This is a genomic window from Pseudomonas sp. RT4P38 (genome assembly GCF_054897765.1).
Genome location: NZ_CM142703.1, coordinates 1 through 18595, shown reverse-complemented (window position 1 = coordinate 18595; position 18595 = coordinate 1). Strand labels below are relative to the sequence as shown.

At 59.6% G+C, this 18595-nt stretch carries 17 protein-coding genes; 10 read left to right on the top strand and 7 right to left on the bottom strand.

Annotated elements, in window-relative coordinates:
* Window positions 1-55 precede the first annotated feature (55 nt).
* The gene (locus ACYZT7_RS00085) at window positions 56-418 is read right to left on the bottom strand and encodes a cupin domain-containing protein (protein WP_462039477.1); all 363 of its coding nucleotides are present in this window, start codon (window positions 416-418) and stop codon (window positions 56-58) included.
* 238 nt (window positions 419-656) lie between these two features.
* Between ACYZT7_RS00085 and ACYZT7_RS00080 the strand changes: the two genes are divergently transcribed.
* Entirely contained in the window at window positions 657-2150 is a 1494-nt protein-coding gene (locus tag ACYZT7_RS00080) for an aldehyde dehydrogenase (RefSeq protein WP_282376211.1), read from the top strand.
* A 187-nt stretch (window positions 2151-2337) separates the two neighbouring features.
* Entirely contained in the window at window positions 2338-3483 is a 1146-nt protein-coding gene (locus ACYZT7_RS00075; protein ID WP_462039476.1) for an MFS transporter, read from the top strand.
* On the opposite strand, the gene ACYZT7_RS00070 is transcribed toward ACYZT7_RS00075, so the two are convergent.
* Complete coding sequence (locus tag ACYZT7_RS00070; protein WP_462039475.1) at window positions 3480-5048, bottom strand: phospholipase D family protein; 1569 nt, start codon at window positions 5046-5048, stop codon at window positions 3480-3482. The genes ACYZT7_RS00075 and ACYZT7_RS00070 overlap by 4 nt on opposite strands.
* 60 nt (window positions 5049-5108) lie before the next feature.
* Window positions 5109-6542 carry an aminotransferase-like domain-containing protein gene (locus ACYZT7_RS00065; protein ID WP_462039474.1) on the bottom strand — a complete coding sequence of 478 codons (1434 nt, stop codon included), beginning with the start codon at window positions 6540-6542 and terminating at the stop codon, window positions 5109-5111.
* Between the two features lie 179 nt (window positions 6543-6721).
* Between ACYZT7_RS00065 and ACYZT7_RS00060 the strand changes: the two genes are divergently transcribed.
* Complete coding sequence (locus ACYZT7_RS00060) at window positions 6722-6967, top strand: DUF1127 domain-containing protein (protein ID WP_010465178.1); 246 nt, start codon at window positions 6722-6724, stop codon at window positions 6965-6967.
* A gap of 125 nt (window positions 6968-7092) precedes the next feature.
* Here the strand turns inward: ACYZT7_RS00060 and ACYZT7_RS00055 are convergent, their stop codons facing one another.
* Window positions 7093-8406 (bottom strand): NAD(P)/FAD-dependent oxidoreductase, encoded by a 1314-nt coding sequence (locus ACYZT7_RS00055; RefSeq protein WP_462039473.1) that lies wholly within the window; start codon window positions 8404-8406, stop codon window positions 7093-7095.
* 147 nt (window positions 8407-8553) lie between these two features.
* Here ACYZT7_RS00055 and ACYZT7_RS00050 point away from each other — a divergent pair, with 147 nt between their 5' ends.
* Window positions 8554-8907, top strand: a complete 354-nt coding sequence (locus tag ACYZT7_RS00050) for a YkgJ family cysteine cluster protein (protein ID WP_462039472.1) — start codon at window positions 8554-8556, stop codon at window positions 8905-8907.
* Window positions 8908-9027: 120 nt separating this feature from the next.
* On the opposite strand, the gene ACYZT7_RS00045 is transcribed toward ACYZT7_RS00050, so the two are convergent.
* Window positions 9028-9516 carry an Lrp/AsnC ligand binding domain-containing protein gene (locus ACYZT7_RS00045; protein WP_003206849.1) on the bottom strand — a complete coding sequence of 163 codons (489 nt, stop codon included), beginning with the start codon at window positions 9514-9516 and terminating at the stop codon, window positions 9028-9030.
* Window positions 9517-9673: 157 nt separating this feature from the next.
* Between ACYZT7_RS00045 and dadA the strand changes: the two genes are divergently transcribed.
* The 6 genes from dadA (at window position 9674) to ACYZT7_RS00015 (ending at window position 15800) form a co-directional block, all read left to right on the top strand.
* Window positions 9674-10978 carry a D-amino acid dehydrogenase gene (dadA, locus tag ACYZT7_RS00040; protein ID WP_462039471.1) on the top strand — a complete coding sequence of 435 codons (1305 nt, stop codon included), beginning with the start codon at window positions 9674-9676 and terminating at the stop codon, window positions 10976-10978.
* Entirely contained in the window at window positions 10950-11303 is a 354-nt protein-coding gene (locus tag ACYZT7_RS00035) for a RidA family protein (protein WP_008150191.1), read from the top strand. Before dadA ends, ACYZT7_RS00035 begins: the two co-directional genes overlap by 29 nt.
* A 96-nt stretch (window positions 11304-11399) precedes the next feature.
* Window positions 11400-12473 carry an alanine racemase gene (gene alr / locus ACYZT7_RS00030; protein WP_462039470.1) on the top strand — a complete coding sequence of 358 codons (1074 nt, stop codon included), beginning with the start codon at window positions 11400-11402 and terminating at the stop codon, window positions 12471-12473.
* Window positions 12474-12598: 125 nt separating this feature from the next.
* Window positions 12599-13147: a cupin domain-containing protein gene (locus ACYZT7_RS00025; protein WP_449645041.1), complete on the top strand. Its 549-nt coding sequence runs from the start codon at window positions 12599-12601 to the stop codon at window positions 13145-13147.
* Window positions 13148-13316: 169 nt separating this feature from the next.
* Window positions 13317-13742: a c-type cytochrome gene (locus tag ACYZT7_RS00020; protein WP_309674869.1), complete on the top strand. Its 426-nt coding sequence runs from the start codon at window positions 13317-13319 to the stop codon at window positions 13740-13742.
* Window positions 13743-13877: 135 nt separating this feature from the next.
* Complete coding sequence (locus tag ACYZT7_RS00015) at window positions 13878-15800, top strand: acetyl-CoA hydrolase/transferase C-terminal domain-containing protein (protein WP_462039469.1); 1923 nt, start codon at window positions 13878-13880, stop codon at window positions 15798-15800.
* 159 nt (window positions 15801-15959) lie between these two features.
* On the opposite strand, the gene ACYZT7_RS00010 is transcribed toward ACYZT7_RS00015, so the two are convergent.
* The gene (locus tag ACYZT7_RS00010) at window positions 15960-16529 is read right to left on the bottom strand and encodes a xanthine phosphoribosyltransferase (RefSeq protein ID WP_462039468.1); all 570 of its coding nucleotides are present in this window, start codon (window positions 16527-16529) and stop codon (window positions 15960-15962) included.
* 56 nt (window positions 16530-16585) lie between these two features.
* The gene (gene rep / locus ACYZT7_RS00005) at window positions 16586-18595 is read right to left on the bottom strand and encodes a DNA helicase Rep (RefSeq protein WP_462039467.1); all 2010 of its coding nucleotides are present in this window, start codon (window positions 18593-18595) and stop codon (window positions 16586-16588) included.

Genomic DNA, 18595 nt, shown 5'->3' with positions numbered 1-18595 from the left:
CGAAAAAGGCCCGTATCTCACGATACGGGCCTTTTTTGTGGCTTGAAGAAAGGCTTCAGGCCTTCTGTTCAAACGCCACATAGATTTTGCGGCACGGTTCCAGCACCTCCCAGGTGCCTCTGAACCCGGCCGGAATCACGAAACGATCGCCGACGCGCAGGGTCTTGCCATTGCCTTCGTTGTCGCGCAGCACTGAAACGCCCTGAATGATTTCGCAGTATTCATGCTCGGTGAAGTTCACATGCCACTGGCCAACAGCGCCTTCCCAAACCCCCGCGTTCAACTGGCCGCAAGGGCTGTTGTAGTGGTTGTAAACCACTTGTTCGGGATCGCCCTTCAGAATTTTCGCCTGATCCGGTTTATAGCGCTCGGACTTGGTAGTAGCGAGGCTGAAGTCGACGACATCCTGGATATTCATTGTTGTAATCCCCCGTGATTGCGACGCAAGTGACTGGAAAGCTCAAAGTCTATGTTTATTAAAATGAACATCGCAAGGCCGTTTGCCGGCCTTATGTCAAATATATTGAAACTTCACCTGCCGCTGGTTTAGGGTGACGGTTGCCTTGGGCCGAAAAAGCAGGCTGGCCGGGCGGAATTCCTGAGGACGTCCGCGAAGAACGCGGGGCGCTCGTATTCAATAAGAGGAGGACACTCGAATGACCACCCTGACTCGTGCCGATTGGGAACAACGGGCTCGCGATCTGAAGATCGAAGGCCGTGCCTACATCAATGGCGAATACACCGATGCTGTCTCCGCCGAGACCTTCGAGTGCATCAGCCCGGTCGATGGCCGTCTGCTGGGCAAGATTGCCAGCTGTGACGCCGCCGATGCCCAGCGGGCTGTTGAAAATGCCCGCGCCACCTTCAATTCCGGCGTCTGGTCACGTCTGGCGCCGACCAAACGCAAAGCCACCATGATTCGTTTCGCCGGCCTGTTGAAACAGCACGCCGAAGAGCTGGCCCTGCTTGAAACCCTGGACATGGGCAAGCCCATCAGCGATTCCCTGTACATCGACGTTCCAGGCGCGGCGCAAGCCCTGAGCTGGAGCGGTGAAGCGATCGACAAGATTTACGACGAAGTGGCCGCGACTCCCCATGACCAACTGGGCCTGGTGACTCGCGAACCGGTCGGCGTCGTCAGCGCCATCGTGCCGTGGAACTTCCCGCTGATGATGGCCTGCTGGAAACTCGGTCCGGCGTTGTCCACCGGTAACTCGGTGATCCTCAAACCGTCCGAAAAATCGCCGCTGACGGCTATCCGCATTGCTGCGCTGGCCGTTGAAGCCGGTATCCCGAAAGGCGTGCTGAACGTCCTGCCAGGTTACGGTCACACCGTCGGCAAGGCCCTGGCCCTGCACAACGACGTGGACACCCTGGTGTTCACCGGTTCGACCAAGATCGCCAAGCAATTGCTGATCTACTCCGGCGAATCGAACATGAAACGCGTCTGGCTCGAAGCCGGCGGCAAGAGCCCGAACATCGTGTTCGCCGATGCGCCGGACCTGCAAGCTGCCGCTGAATCGGCTGCCGGCGCCATCGCCTTCAACCAGGGCGAAGTCTGCACCGCCGGCTCGCGCCTGCTGGTGGAGCGTTCGATCAAGGATAAATTCCTGCCGCTGGTGATCGAGGCCCTCAAAACCTGGAAACCGGGCAACCCGCTGGACCCGGCGACCAACGTCGGCGCGCTGGTGGATACGCAGCAGATGAACACCGTGCTGTCCTATATCGAATCCGGCCACGCCGACGGCGCCAAACTGGTGGCGGGCGGCAAGCGCATTCTTCAGGAAACCGGTGGCACCTACGTTGAGCCGACGATTTTCGACGGCGTCAGCAACGCGATGAAAATCGCTCAGGAAGAAATCTTCGGCCCAGTGCTGTCGGTGATCACTTTCGATACCGCCGAAGAAGCCATCCAGATCGCCAACGACACGCCTTATGGTTTGGCTGCAGCGGTGTGGACCAAGGATATTTCCAAGGCGCACCTGACCGCCAAAGCGCTGCGCGCCGGTAGCGTGTGGGTCAACCAGTACGACGGCGGCGACATGACGGCCCCGTTCGGTGGCTTCAAGCAGTCCGGCAACGGTCGCGACAAGTCGCTGCACGCGTTCGACAAGTACACCGAGCTTAAGGCGACCTGGATCAAGTTGTAAATTTGTAGCGGCCCCGGTCATATCCGGGGCCAAGCACAACGAAGATCCCCTGTGGGAGCGAGCTTGCTCGCGATAGCGGTCTGACAGTCGACGTCAATGTTGAATGTGAAACTGCCATCGCGAGCAAGCTCGCTCCCACAGTGTTTTGTGTTGTCTGTGAAAAATAATATCCACAGGAGCGTGGAAAATGCGTTGGGCGACTTATTTCGCCGTGTTGGCGTCTGTCTTGAGTGTCGGCCTGGCCCTGGGCGTCAGCATGCCGCTGGTGTCGTTTCGCCTGGAAAGCTGGGGTTACGGCTCCTTCGCCATTGGCGTGATGGCGGCGATGCCCGCCATTGGCGTATTGCTGGGGGCCAAGATCTCCAGCCATCTGGCCGCGCGTCTGGGCACGGCCAACCTCATGCGCCTGTGCCTGTGGGCCGGGGCGTTGTCCATCGGTTTGCTGGCGCTGTTGCCGAGCTATCCGATTTGGCTGGTATTGCGGCTGATGATCGGGGTGATCCTGACGCTGGTCTTCATCCTCGGTGAAAGCTGGATCAACCAACTGGTGGTCGAGCAATGGCGCGGGCGATTGGTGGCGCTGTATGGCAGCAGCTATGCACTGAGTCAGCTGGCCGGGCCGTTGCTGCTGGGCGTGGTGGGCACCGAACACGATTACGGATTCTGGGTCGGCGTCGGCTTGCTGACGGCGGCACCGTTCCTGTTGTTGGGTCGCAGCGGCGCACCGAGCAGCGAAGCCTGCGGCGTAACCTTCAGTGATTTGCTGGGCTTCTGCCGTGGCCTGCCGGCGATTGCCTGGGCGGTGTCGCTGTTCGCGGCGTTCGAAGCGATGATCCTGACCTTGTTGCCGGTCTATTGCCTGCGTCAGGGCTTCACGACGGAAATCGCTTTGGCGATGGTCAGCACGGTGGTGGTGGGTGATGCCTTGCTGCAATTGCCGATTGGCGCGTTGGCGGATCGCTTGTCACGACGTACGTTGTTCACCGGGTGTGCGGTGGTCCTGCTGATTTCGAGCCTGGCCATCCCGTTGTTGATCGACACGTTGCTGATCTGGCCGTTGTGGGTGTTGTTCGGTGCCAGTGCTGGCGGCTTGTTCACCTTGTCACTGATCCTGATCGGCGAGCGCTATCGCGACGATGCACTGGTGCGCGCCAATGCGCATATCGCGCAGCTGTGGGGCATCGGATGCCTGATCGGGCCGCTGGCGGCCGGTGCTGGCAGTCAGTGGATCAGCGGGCATGCGTTGCCGCTGCTGATGGCAGCAGGTGCGCTGGGGTTGGTGATTCTGCTGTCGCGCCAAGGCGCGTTTGGTACGGTGGCCGAACCGGCCTAGAGCATCCGTTCCAGGCCGACGGCGGTGCTCATCCACGCATTGAAGCGCCGCCACCAGCTTCCGGGTTCCTCGGTCAGGGTGTGCAGTTTGCCGTCATCTTCAGTGCCCCAGACAATCTGGCCATTCTCAAGCTTGGCCTGATAACTCAGGGGTGGCGCCATACCCTGCATCGCCAATTCGCGAACGCGCGCGGCGAGTTCCGGGCTGTCTACCAGCACCCCGACTTCGGTATTCCACAGCACCGAGCGTGGGTCGAAATTGAACGAACCGATAAAAGACTTCTGCTGGTCGAAGATCATCGCCTTGCTGTGCAGGCTGGAGTCGGAGCCGCGGTAGGACTTGCTGTAGAACAGATGGGGTCCGCTGCCGCCGCCTTCGCCAGGCTGGCGACGCAATTCGAACAGCTGCACGCCATGCTCCAGCAGTGCCTTGCGATACGGCGCGTAACCGCCATGCACCGCCGGCACGTCAGTGGCTTCCAGTGAGTTGGTCAGCAATTTCACCGACACCCCTGCATCGGCGCGGCCCGTCAGGTACACCAGCCCCGGCTGACCGGGTACAAAGTAGGCCGAAACCATGATCAGCTCTTTGCTGACGCCATTGAGCTCGGGCGCCAGCTGCGTGGTCAGCAGCAACTGCGGGTCGGGCTCGCCGTCGGCCAGCACCTTGCTTGGCGCATCCCACAGCGCCTGGTTCCAGGCCCAGATCAACTCCCGACGCCAGATGTCCAGGCGCGGATGGGTGGTAAAGGTCATCAACTGCTGGTAGAGCGCGTGATTCTGTTTGCGCGTTTCCTCAAGTGATTCTTGCAGTCGGGTCCGGGTGTTTTCCAGGTCCTTTTGCGTCGGTTTGCTGGACAGAAATTCTTCAATCGGCTTGCTCAGCGCACTGTTCCAGTATTGGTCGAAACTGTGCCCCAGCTGTTCGGCGACCGGGCCGACGCTGAGCATGTCGATGTCAGTGAAATTCAGGTTGGGTTCGGCATCGAAATACTCGTCTCCCAGATTGCGGCCGCCGACGATGGCCATGCTGTTGTCGGCCAGCCAGAGCTTGTTGTGCATGCGTCGGTGTTGCAGTGAGAGGTTGAGCAACCGTCCCACCGTTCGTGTCACGCCGGTGCTGCGGCCCAGGTGCAATGGGTTGAACACACGGATCTGGATCTGCGGATGCGCCGCCAGAGTGGCAATAATCCGATCCAGGCCATCGCTGGTGGTGTCGTCGAGCAGAATGCGTACGCGCACGCCGCGATCGGCAGCCTTGAGCAGTTCGTCCACCAGCATTCGTGTGCTGATGCCGTCGTGAACGATGTAGTACTGCAAATCGAGGCTGCTTTGGGCGTTGCGAATCAGCTCGGCGCGAGCGGTGAAGGCTTCGGTGCTGTCGGACAACAGGCGAAAGCCGGATTGCCCCTCATGGGGCGCAGCCTGCGCCTGGACCGAGCGACCGAACGCCGAGTCACTGGCAGGCAGTGCCTGGCTCGGTTCGCGCGGAACGTTGAACGTCGCACAGCCGCCGAGGAACGAGGCGAGTAACAGAAGAGCGAGCAGGGGCTGTCTGACTCTCACGTGGGATTGTTCCGATTGGCGGCAGGTGTCGGCATATGGACGCTGGATTCCCGAGAAAGGTCAGTCGGTGAAGCAGTCGGTTTCCGCGAGCAGTCTGATCGCTGCGGCACCGACCTTGCGCACCGCGTCTTCGATCTGCGGTGTTGGCTTGGCAGCGTAGTTCATCCGCAGGCAATTGCGGTATTTGCCGGAGGCGGAAAAGATACTGCCGACGGCAATCTGTACGCCTTGATCATGCAGCGCACGATTCAGTTTCAGGGTGTCGAAGCCTTCCGGTAGCTCAACCCACAACATGAAGCTGCCTTGTGGACGACTGGCGCGGGTGCCGGCCGGGAAGTAACGCGTGACCCAATCGATCATCAAGTCGCGATTGCGCTGGTATTGCGTACGCATCCGTCGCAAATGCGGCTCGAAGTACCCCGCTTTGAGGAATTCGGCGATGGCAATCTGCGGCTGCGGCGCCGTGGAACCGGTGCTGATGTATTTCATGTGCAGCACACGTTCCAGATAACGCCCCGGCGCCACCCAACCAATGCGCAGTCCCGGCGCCAAGGTCTTGGAAAACGAGCTGCAGAGCAGGACCCGGCCGTCTTCGTCGAAGGATTTGATCGTGCGCGGCCGCGGGTAGGTATAAGCCAGTTCGCCATACACATCGTCCTCGATGATCGCCACGTCGAAGCGCTGTGCCAACGTCAACAACGCGCGTTTTCGCGACTCCGGCATGATGTAGCCCAACGGGTTGTTGCAGTTGGGGGTCAACTGTATGGCCTTGATCGGCCATTGTTCCAAGGCCAGTTCCAGCGCATCGAGACTGATCCCGGTGAGCGGGTCGGTGGGGATTTCCAGGGCTTTCATGCCCAGGCCCTTGAGGGTCTGCATGGCGCCGTGAAAGCTTGGCGAGTCCACGGCCACAATATCCCCCGGCTCGCAGATGGCGCGAATACTGGTGGACAGCGCTTCGTGACAACCGGTGGTGATCACCAGATCGTTGGCGCTTAACTGGCAGCCGGAATCGAGCAGCAGGCGGGCAACCTGTTCGCGCAGTTCGAGGGTGCCGTAGATGTTGTCGTAATACAGGCCGGGCATGTCCTGCCGGCGGCTGATCCGCGCCAGGTTGCGCAGCAGCGGTTTCATGGTCGGCGTGGTGATGTCCGGCATGCCGCGGCCCAGTTGCACGACATCTTTGCGCGGGACGGCGCGAATGAGTTCCAGCACTTGATCCCACTGGGAAATATCCACCGGCCGCTGCGCCGGGCGACCAATGACCGGAAGCTCCGGCAGCTCACGACCCACCGGAACGAAGTAACCGGATTTGGGTTTCGGTGTCGCCAACCCGCTGTCTTCCAACACGCGATAGGCCTGCTGCACTGTGCTCAGGCTGACGCCGTGTTCGACACTCAACGCCCGCACCGACGGCAGCCGGTCACCGGGGCGATAGAAGCCCTGTTCGATCCGCGTGCCGAGTAGTTCGGCGAGGTTGACGTAAAGGGTCATGGTGCAGTCTCGGTGTGGGTGATTCGGTTGATCAGTACAGATGGGTCGAAAATATAGGATTCAGACGCTGAAATGCAAGATCTGTATGGAGTTAAAACAGTCTCGTTGAATCTGTAATGCTTTTCGCCTCCCGCGCATCATGAAAGCTCTGGCTACCCAAGTAAACAGGAGCAATCAAAATGAACGGCTTGAGCGATGTGCGGCTGACGTTACACAGTCAGGAACTGGCGGCAGGGCAAAAAAACGGTGCACGCGAAGCAGTCATGCGCAACGCACCGTCCGGCCTGAGTCGCTGGGGTCTGTTCTGGCATCGTCTGCACACGCGCAAGGCGCTGCTGACGCTCACGCCCGAGCAACTGAGGGATGTGGGGCTGAGTCGGGAGCAGGCGCGGGAGGAGGGGCTTAAACCCTTCTGGCGGATCTGAGTCCTGTGGTGTTCTCCCGGCCCAATCGCGAGCAAGCTCGCTCCCACAGGTGATCTGTGTCGTTCACAAATTACTGTGGGAGCGAGCTTGCTCGCGATTGGGCCCTAAGAAACACAGCTATATTCTCAGACCAACTCTTTAAGCCGATGCCAAAGCATCCCCAATGCCAGCAACGGCGAACGCAAATGTTTGCCGCCAGGGAAGGTGATATGAGGCACCTTGGCAAACAGATCAAAGCCTCCACTGTGCTGACCGCTGATAGCCTCAGCCAACAGTTTCCCTGCGAGGTGTGTGGCATTCACGCCATGACCGGAATAAGCCTGGGCGTAATACACATTCGGCTGATCCTTGAGCCGGCCGATCTGCGGCAGGCGATTGGCGCCGATGCCGATCATCCCGCCCCATTGAAAATCGATCTTCACCCCAGCCAGTTGCGGGAAAACCTCCAGCATCTTCGGCCGCATGTACGCGGCGATGTCTTTTGGGTCGCGACCTGAATAATGACAGGCGCCGCCAAACAGCAAACGCCGGTCCGCCGAGAGTCGGTAGTAATCCAGCGCCACCCGTTGATCGCAGACCGCCATATTCTGCGGCAGTAGCGAGTGAGCGAGCTCTTCACTCAAGGGTTCGGTGGCGATGATGTAGCTGCCGGCGGGCAGCACTTTGCCGCTGAGCTCGGGATTGAGTTCATTGAGGTAGGCGTTACAGCCCAGCACCAGCGTCTTGGCGCGAACCGAGCCCTGGGCGGTATGGACCTTGACCTCGGGGCCATAATCGATGCGGGTGACCGCCGATTGCTCGAACAGCTTCACCCCCAACTGCTGGGCGGCAGCCGCTTCGCCCAGAGCCAGGTTCAGCGGATGCAGATGCCCCGAGCCCATGTCGATCAAACCGCCGACGTAGCGGTCGGACCCCACCACGGAGTGCATTTCGCTGGCTTGCAGCAGACGGGTTTCGTAACGGTAACCGAGGCTGCGCAGCTCTTCGGCGTCTTCGGCAAAACCTTCAAGGTCGCGAGGCTTGTTAGCGAGGTCGCAATAACCCCAGGTCAGGTCGCAAGGGATCTGAAAACGCTCGACGCGCTGTCGGACGATTTCCACCGCTTCCAGTCCCATGAGTTTCATCTGACGCACGCCGTCCGCACCGACCACGTCAGCGAACTGATCGAGGCCATGACCGACGCCACGAATCAACTGCCCGCCGTTGCGTCCGCTGGCGCCCCAACCGATTTTGTGGGCTTCGAGCAGGATCACGCTGAGGCCGCGTTCGGCCAGCTCGAGCGCCGTGTTCAACCCTGAGAACCCGCCGCCAACCACGCACACGTCCGCCACCAGATCGCTTGTGAGCACCGGATGATCGGGCTGCGGCAGGCTGCTGGCGGCGTAGTAAGAGGCAGTGTGCGGGTGGTTCGGGGCAGGTTGCTGAGCACGGGCGTTCATGTGCGTGTTCCTGATTCTTGTGTTTAGAAAATTTTACGGAGCATAAGCCGGACCTTCGGACGCGGGCAACACTGGTCGGTTGATGCTGTCTGGATCGGGGCTTTTGCGTCAGAATCGCGCTCTATTCCGCTTTTGGTCACCGCTTCGATGAGCTGCAACAGTCAGAAAATTCGCACGCTCCGGCAGCAGATTCCCGCGTTCGAGTGCGTGCCCGGCTGCCATGACTGCTGTGGACCGGTGACCACCTCACCGGAAGAAATGTCTCGCCTGCCGCGCAAGACCCGGGCAGAGCAGGACGCCGCGATGGATGAACTCAATTGCGTCCACTTGGGGCCCAACGGCTGCACCGTGTATGACGAGCGACCGCTGATCTGTCGGCTGTTTGGCACCACCAAGACTTTGCCGTGCCCCAATGGGCGCGGGCCGGTGGAACTGATTCATCCGCGGGTCGAGAAGCAGATTCACGAGTACATGGCCAGCACTCGACAGGTGTTGGTTTAGGTAAACCGAGTCGCTGCAATCGCGAGCAAGCTCGCTCCCACAAAAAACACCGATCACCTGTGGGAGCGAGCTTGCTCGCGATAGCGGCAATGTGGGCACCGACTTTCTTGAAGTCTGCCCTCAATCCGGAATCGGCAGATTCAGGCTCTCTTTCACCTCTTCCATCACGATATAGCTCTTGGATTCGCGCACATGTGGCAGCTTGAGCAGGATGTCGCCCAGCAGTTTGCGGTACGAGGCCATCTCGGAAATCCGCGCCTTCACCAGATAGTCGAAATCCCCTGACACCAAATGGCACTCCAGCACATGGGGCAGTTTCAGCACCGCGCGTCGGAACTCTTCGAAAGTATCACCGGATTTGTAGTCGAGGCTGATCTCGACGAACACCAGAAGACTGCCCTTGAGGTGCTGCGGATTGAGCCGGGCGTTGTAGCCCATGATGATTCCTTCGCGCTCCAGACGCCGGACCCGCTCGGTACACGGCGTGGTCGAGAGCCCGACCTTTTCCCCCAGCTCGGTGAAGGAGATGCGCCCGTCCGCTTGCAGGATCCGCAAAATGTTGCGGTCGATCTTGTCCAGCTCACGTTTCGTTTGAGTGTTGGTACGCATAGGGGATGCGCCTCCGTGAAAAGGGATTTTGCCGAGAATTCTCGCCAAATATAGGCACTTATATAGTGAAAAGCACTGCCTAATCTTTTTTACACTGCGCACATCAATGCTCGACAACTACGAACGTCAGCGGCAAGCCGCGATGAGGGATATGAAAATGCGCGTTATGGTCTTGGGTAGCGGCGTCATCGGTACCGCCAGTGCTTATTATCTGGCTCGAGCCGGGTTTGAAGTGGTGGTCGTGGACCGTCAGCCCGCCCCTGCCATGGAGACCAGTTTCGCCAACGCCGGCCAGGTATCGCCGGGTTATGCCTCACCATGGGCCGCGCCGGGTGTTCCGCTCAAGGCCATCAAGTGGCTGTTGCAGCGCCACGCACCGTTGGCGATCAAGGCCACCGCCGACATCGACCAGTACCTGTGGATGGCGCAAATGCTGCGCAACTGCACTGCCAACCGTTATGCGGTGAACAAGGAGCGCATGGTCCGACTGTCCGAGTACAGCCGTGACTGCCTCGACGAATTGCGCGCCGAAACCGGCATTGCCTACGAAGGCCGCAGCCTCGGTACTACACAACTGTTCCGTACCCAGGCTCAGCTCGACGGCGCCTGGAAAGATATCGCCGTGCTGAAAGAATCCGGTGTGCCGTTCGAACTGCTCGACCGCGCTGGCATTGCCCGCGTTGAACCGGCGCTGGCCAGCGTCACCCACATCCTCGCCGGTGCCCTGCGCCTGCCGAACGACCAGACCGGCGATTGCCAGATGTTCACCACCCGCCTGGCCGAAATGGCCGTGAAACTCGGTGTGGAATTCCGCTTCGACCAGGACATTCAGCGCCTCGACTACGCCGGTGATCGCGTCAACGGCGTATGGATCGACGGCAAGCTGGAAACCGCTGACCGCTACGTGCTGGCACTGGGCAGCTATTCGCCGCAGTTGCTCAAGCCGCTGGGCATCAGGGCTCCGGTGTATCCGCTCAAGGGTTACTCCCTGACCGTGCCGATCACCAACCCGGCGATGGCCCCGACTTCGACTATCCTCGATGAGACCTACAAGGTCGCAATCACCCGTTTTGACAACCGTATCCGCGTCGGCGGCATGGCTGAAATAGCCGGTTTTGACCTGTCGCTGAACCCGCGTCGGCGCGAAACCCTGGAGATGATCGTCAACGACCTTTATCCTCAGGGCGGCGATCTGGCCCAGGCAAGTTTCTGGACCGGACTGCGTCCGACCACCCCGGACGGCACGCCGATCGTGGGTGCTACGCCGTTCAGTAATCTGTTTTTGAACACGGGTCACGGCACGCTTGGTTGGACCATGGCGTGCGGTTCCGGTCGCTTGCTGGCTGATCTGATGGCGAAGAAAACGCCGCAAATCAGCGCCGAAGGCCTCGATATTTCCCGTTATGGAAAAAAGCTTCAGGAGTCTGCAAAACATGTCAATCCAGCGCCAGCTCACCAATGAGCGCATGAGCCAGATCGTAGTCCACAGCGGTACCGTGTATCTGGCAGGGCAGGTCGGCGACGATATGAACGCCGGGATTGAACAGCAGACCCGTGAAACGCTTGCCAACATCGAGCGTTTGCTGGATCTGGCCGGGACCGACAAGAGCCGTCTGCTGTCGGTGACGATTTACTTGAAAGACATTGATGCACACTTTGAAGGCATGAACGCGGTCTGGGACAAGTGGCTGCCAAAAGGCGTCGCACCGGCCCGTGCCACCGTTGAATCGAAGTTGTGCGAACCGGAAATCCTGGTTGAGCTGTCGGTTGTCGCCGCTCTGCCATAAACCAGTCTGAAAAATCCCTCTCCCGGTGCTACTGGCGGTTCACGCCGTCAGCCAGCGCCGGTTTTTATTCCCATGACCGCCTAGAAGTCTGCCGCCATGCGTCCAGCCCGTGCCCTGATCGACCTTCAAGCCCTGCGTCACAACTACCAAATCGCCCGTGAAGTCACGGGGGCCAAGGCCCTCGCGGTGATCAAGGCCGATGCCTACGGTCATGGCGCGGTGCGTTGCGCCCAGGCGCTGGAAGCCTGCGCGGACGGATTTGCCGTGGCTTGCATGGAAGAAGCGTTGGAGCTGCGAGCTGCGGGCATTCGTGCGCCGGTGTTGTTGCTGGAAGGTTTTTTCGAGGCCGATGAGCTGTCGCTGATCGTCGAGCATGGCTTCTGGTGCGTGGTGCATTCGCTGTGGCAGCTCGAAGCTATCGAGAACGCTGCACTCAGCAAGCCGATCACGGTCTGGCTCAAGCTCGACTCGGGTATGCATCGGGTGGGCTTGCATCCAAAGGATTATCAGGCGGCCTATCAACGGCTGCTGGCCAGCGGCAAGGTTGCGAAGATTGTTCTGATGAGCCACTTCGCCCGGGCTGATGAGCTGCACAGTCAGGCCAGTGCCGAGCAGGTCGCGGTGTTCGAAGCGGCGCGCCAGGGCTTGTCGGCTGAGGTCAGCCTGCGTAACTCGCCGGCAGTGCTCGGTTGGCCGCAGATTCCAAGTGATTGGGTTCGCCCGGGCATCATGCTCTACGGCGCGACTCCGTTTGAAGAAGCCAATGCCGTGGCGTCCCGCCTGCAACCGGTGATGACCCTCGAATCGAAAGTGATCTGCGTGCGTGAACTGCCGGCCGGCGAGCCGATCGGTTACGGCGCCACATTCATCACCCAGAAACCAATGCGCGTGGGCGTGGTGGCCATGGGTTACGCCGACGGCTACCCACGTCAGGCACCGACCGGTACGCCAGTGATGGTTGCCGGGCAGCGCAGCCAGTTGATTGGCCGAGTGTCGATGGACATGCTCTGCATCGACCTGACCGATGTGCCGCAAGCCGGGCTCGGTTCGACCGTCGAGTTGTGGGGCAAAAATATCCTCGCCAGTGACGTGGCTACGGCCGCGGGCACGATTCCTTACCAGATCTTCTGCAACCTGCGCCGGGTGCCAATGCTCTATTCCGGGGCTTGACGCAAAGCGCGTCGACCGAAAGTCGCTTCGCCGAACAGGATTCAGGTCCAAGTGTTGTAAATACTGAACGCTGTCGCCATGATAACGCTCAATATTCCAACAACCTGAATCTTGGAGGCGCAAGCTTGGACGTCGGTGAACGACTGCAATCCATCCGTAAGCTCAAAGGACTTTCCCAGCGTGAACTCGCCAAACGCGCGGGCGTCACCAACAGCACGATTTCAATGATCGAGAAGAACAGCGTCAGCCCCTCGATCAGTTCGCTGAGGAAGGTACTGGGCGGGATTCCCATGTCCATGGTCGAGTTCTTTTCCGAAGAAATCCTGCAGGAAAAACCGACGCAGATCGTCTACAAAGCCAACGAGCTGATCGATATTTCCGATGGCGCAGTGACCATGAAGCTGGTCGGCAAGGCTCATCCGAGCCGGGCCATCGCGTTCCTCAACGAAATCTACCCGCCAGGCGCCGACACCGGTGATGAGATGCTCACCCATGAGGGCGAGGAAACCGGGATTCTGCTCGAAGGTCGACTTGAACTGGTGGTGGGGCTTGAAACGTTTGTCCTCGAAGCCGGTGACAGCTACTACTTTGAAAGTACTAAACCGCACCGTTTCCGTAATCCGTTCGATGCGCCGGCGCGACTAATCAGCGCAGCTACGCCAGCGAATTTCTAACAAAAGAGGCGTCCCGCCAGCATTGCGCAGGTGCCCGAGTTGTTTTTCCGCCACGCATAAGACCCCTTCGACTTTGGGGTTGTTTCAGTGTGGCGGGCTTACCGTTATACTTGCGCCCGCCTGCGAACCGTGGCCGTGGGCGTGACTAGCCACCATTGAGGGTGAACGCGTGAATCTAATTATGAAAATGCTGGCCGTACCAGCAACCGTATTGGCCCTATGGGCAGTCAGCGCACAAGCTGCGACCAACGACGATATTGCTAAACGCCTTGAGCCAGTTGGCCAGGTTTGCGTTCAGGGTAAAGAGTGCAAGGGGATGGAAGTCGCTGCTTCGGCGGGTGGTGGTGATGCCAAAACCCCTGATTCCGTGATTGCAAAACATTGCAACGCTTGCCACGGCACCGGCTTGTTGGGCGCACCGAAAGTCGGTGATGCTGCAGCCTGGGGCGAGCGCGCCAAGAAACAAGGCGGCCTTGACGGCTTGCTGGCGAAAGCAATCTCCGGCATCAATGCAATGCCACCAAAAGGCACCTGCGCCGATTGCTCTGATGGCGATCTCAAGGGCGCCATCCAGAAGATGTCCGGCCTGAAATAAGCCTTCATCTTCATCAAAAAACCGCTTTCGAGCGGTTTTTTTGTGCCTGCGATTTACGCCTGAGACTGTTCATTTCAGCAAAGACCCGGCAAGCTCGGTCCAATCCCCAATTCACGGAATATAAGGGAGGATCAGATGGTGCAGCTGTGTTCTATCGAGCAGGCGGTCGATGACGTATTGGCACAGTTGCCAGCGCATATCCACATGGGCCTGCCCCTCGGTCTGGGCAAACCCAACCACTTCGTTAACGCGCTCTATCAGCGCGTAGCGCAACTGCCCGAGCGGCAACTGACGATCTATACCGCTCTGTGCCTTGGCCGCCCTTCCTTGGGTGACGGTTTGCAAAAGCGCTTTCTCGAACCCTTCATCGAACGGGTTTTCGGCGACTATCCGGAACTGGATTTCCTGGCCGACCTGCACCGCGACAGCCTGCCGTCCAACATCCATGTTCAGCAGTTCTTCATGCAGCCCGGCAGCCTGCTACACAGCACACAAGCCCAGCAGGATTACGTCAGCAGTAACTACAGCCATGCCGCCCGGGACATCAACGCCGCCGGGTTGAACCTGGTGGCGCAATTGGTGGCCAGCCACAGCGAACATCCCGATCGCCTGAGCCTGAGCTGCAACCCGGACATCACCCTCGACCTGTTCCCCATGATCGCCAAGCGTCGGGCGGTGGGGGAGACGATCCTGCTGGTGGGCCAGGTGCACAACGATTTGCCCTACATGCCGGGGGACGCGGAAGTCGGCATGGACGCTTTCGACCTGCTGATCGACGAGAAGGACAGCACCACGCTGTTCTCCACGCCGAACATGCCGGTGGGTTTCCAGGATCACTTCATCGGGCTGCACGCCAGCACGCTGGTGCGCGACGGCGGCACCTTGCAGATCGGCATCGGCGCCATGGGTGATGCCCTGACCGCGGCACTGCTGGCGCGGCAGGCTGACAATGACGGTTACAAGGCGTTGCTGGCGGACGTGAATCTCAGCCAGTGGGCGCAACTTATCGACCGCGAAGGCGGCGTCGAACCCTTCACCAAAGGCCTTTACGGTTGCAGCGAAATGTTCGTCAACGGTTTGCTGGTGCTGGCCGACGCCGGGATTGTGCGGCGCAAGGTCTACCCCGATGTGCCGACCCAGCAACAAGCGAATGCCGGCACGCTGGATGAAGCTGCGCAGACTGACGGCATCTCGGTGCATGGCGGTTTCTTCCTCGGGCCGCGCAGTTTCTATGAGCGCCTGCGCGAGCTGCCGCAAAGCAAGCGGCTTGAGTTCAACATGACCCGCATCAGCTACATCAACGAGCTCTATGGTCAGGAAGAACTCAAACGCTTGCAGCGTCTCGATGCGCGCTTCATCAACACCGTGTTTACCATGACCTTGCTGGGCGCAGGCGTGGCCGATCAGCTCGAAGACGGGCGAGTGCTCAGCGGTGTCGGCGGGCAATACAACTTCGTCGCCCAGGGCCATGCGCTGGAAGGGGCACGTTCGGTGTTGCTCCTGCGCAGCTGGCGCGAATCGGGCGGAGAGGTGAGTTCGAACATCGTCTGGGAGTACGGCCATTGCACGATACCGCGACACCTGCGAGACATCGTGGTCACCGAGTACGGCATCGCCGATTTGCGGGGCAAGACCGATGCGGCAGTGATCGAGGCGTTGCTGAACATCAGCGATTCACGCTTCCAGCCGGGGTTGATCCAGCAGGCGCAGAACGTTGGTAAATTGCCGAAGAACTTCCGCATTGATCCACAGTTCGCCGATAACAGCGCGCAGCGTTTGCAGGCGATTCAGGTGCTCCATCCGAATTTGTTTCCGGAGTATCCGTTGGGCTGTGATTTCACCGCTGAGGAGAAGGACCTGTTGCGGGCGCTGAACTGGTTGAAGAGCAAGTTCAAACTCACGGAGATTCTGGAGCTGGGCAAGGCCGCGCTGGACGCGCCGCAGGCGTCGGAGTTTCCCGAGCATCTGGAGCGAATGCAGCTGACGAAACCGGAAGGGCTGAAAGAGGATTTGTTTCAGCGACTATTGCTCACCGGCCTCAAAGCCACCGCACAGTAGTGAGGACACCTTCGCGGGCAAGCCTCGCTCCTACAGGGTTTATGTCGACCACGAAATTTGGCACGGTACATACCCGTAGGAGCGAGGCTTGCCCGCGAAGAACGATGACGCGGTCCATCAGAAAAACCGCATCGCCTGCATCGCGAGCAAGCTTTGCTCCTACAGGAAGGTTACGACGCCGCCAGCCAGCGACTGCACGCGAGCCAGGGATTCAACGCGATAACCCTGAGCATCCAGTTCCGCACGGCCGCCCTGGAACGACTTCTCGATCACGATACCCAAACCCGCGACGGTCGCGCCGGCCTGTTTGATGATCGAGATCAGCGCTTGCGACGCCTTACCGTTGGCCAAAAAGTCATCGATGATCAGCACGCGATCGCTGCTGGTCAGGTGGCGGGGGGAGATCGCCACGGTGCTTTCGGTCTGCTTGGTGAACGAGTAAACGGTCGCCGACAGCAGGTTTTCGGTCAGGGTCAGGGACTGATGCTTGCGCGCAAAAATCACCGGCACGCCGAGGTTCAGACCGGTCATGATCGCCGGAGCAATACCCGAGGCTTCGATGGTGACGATCTTGGTGATGCCCGAATCCTTGAACAGCGTGGCGAATTCGTCGCCGATCAGCTTCATCAGGGCCGGGTCGATCTGGTGGTTCAGAAAGGCGTCGACTTTCAGGACCTGGTCGGAAAGCACGATGCCTTCTTCGCGAATTTTCTTGTGCAGTGCTTCCATGAAGCTTTCCTCTAAGGACGGCTATGCGTCTAAGGCTGGTTAAAAAGTAGTCGATTCTAGCGCTTTAACATCGCGCGTATATCCGCCAATGCGGTATTGCCGCGAACAGCTTTGACTTCAACCGGTGTGTCGTCGTTGCCTTCCCAGGCCAGGTCGTCTGGCGGCAATTCATCGAGGAAGCGGCTCGGTGCGCAATCGATGATCTCGCCGTATTGCTTACGCTTGGCGGCGAAGGTGAAGGCCAGCGTCTGACGCGCTCGGGTAATTCCGACGTAGGCCAGCCTGCGTTCTTCTTCGATGGTGTCGGCTTCGATACTGGAGCGGTGCGGGAGGATTTCCTCTTCCATGCCCATGATGAACACGTAAGGAAATTCCAGACCCTTGGAGGCGTGCAGGGTCATCATCTGCACACCTTCGGCGCCGTCTTCCTCTTCCTGCTGACGTTCCAGCATGTCGCGCAGGACGAGTTTGCCGATGGCGTCTTCGACGGTCATCTCGCCTTCTTCGTCTTTTTCGAGCGTGTTCTTCAACGCCTCGATCAGGAACCAGACGTTACCCATGCGGTAATCGGCGGCCTTGTCGCTGGAGCTGTTGGTGCGCAGCCAGTTCTCGTAGTCGATGTCCATGACCATGCTGCGCAGCGCCGAGATCGGGTCTTCGCCGGCGCACTGCTCGCGAACCTTGTCCATGAAACGCTTGAAGCGCGACAGGCGATCAGTGAAGCGCGCATCCAGATGTTCGCCCAGACCGATTTCGTCGGTGGCGGCGTACATCGAGATTTTTCGCCCGGTGGCGTAGTTGCCAAGCTTTTCCAGTGTGGTCGAACCGATCTCCCGGCGTGGGACGTTGATCACCCGCAGGAAGGCGTTGTCGTCGTCCGGGTTCACGATCAGGCGGAAGTAGGCCATCAGGTCTTTCACTTCCTGACGTCCGAAAAAGCTGTTGCCACCGGACAGGCGATACGGAATCTGGTGATGTTGCAGCTTCAGCTCGATCAGCTTGGCCTGGTAGTTACCGCGATACAGAATTGCGAAATCGCTGTACGGCCGATCCGTGCGCAAGTGCAGGGTCAGCAGTTCCACGGCCACCCGTTCGGCTTCGGCGTCTTCGTTGCGGCAGCGGATCACGCGGATCTCGTCGCCGTGGCCCATCTCGCTCCACAACTGCTTCTCGAATTCGTGCGGGTTGTTCGAGATCAGCACGTTGGCGCACCGCAGGATGCGGCTGGTGGAGCGATAGTTTTGCTCCAGCATCACCACTTTCAGGGACGGGTAATCGTCCTTGAGCAGCATCAGGTTTTCCGGCCGCGCGCCGCGCCAGGCATAAATCGACTGGTCGTCGTCACCGACCACGGTGAACTGGTTGCGCGTGCCGATCAGCAACTTCACCAGCAAATATTGGCTGGCGTTGGTGTCCTGATACTCGTCCACCAGCAGGTAGCGGACTTTGTTCTGCCATTTTTCGAGGATGTCGGCGTGTTCCTGGAACAGCTTCACCGGCTGCAGGATCAGGTCGTCGAAGTCCACCGCGTTAAACGCCTTGAGCGTGCGCTGATAGTGGGTGTAGACGATGGCGGCGGTCTGTTCCTTGGGATTGCGCGCGTTTTCCAGGGCTTCGGGCGGCAGGATCAGGTCGTTCTTCCACGAGCCGATCATGTTCTTGATCTCGTCGACGCCGTCGTCGCCCGAGTATTCCTTCTGCATGATATCGGTCATCAGGGCTTTGACATCGGTTTCGTCGAAGATCGAGAAACCTGGCTTGTAGCCCAGCCGCACGTGCTCCTTACGGATGATGTTCAGGCCCAGGTTGTGGAAAGTGCAGACGGTCAGGCCGCGGCCTTCGCCACCCTTGAGCAGGGTGCCGACCCGCTCCTTCATCTCGCGCGCCGCCTTGTTGGTAAAGGTCATGGCGACGATGTACTGGGCGCGGATGCCGCAGTTCTGGATCAGATGCGCAATTTTGCGGGTGATCACGCTGGTCTTGCCGGAGCCTGCGCCGGCGAGCACCAAAAGAGGGCCGCCGACGTAGCTCACGGCTTCTTGCTGCCGGGGATTGAGTCGGGACAT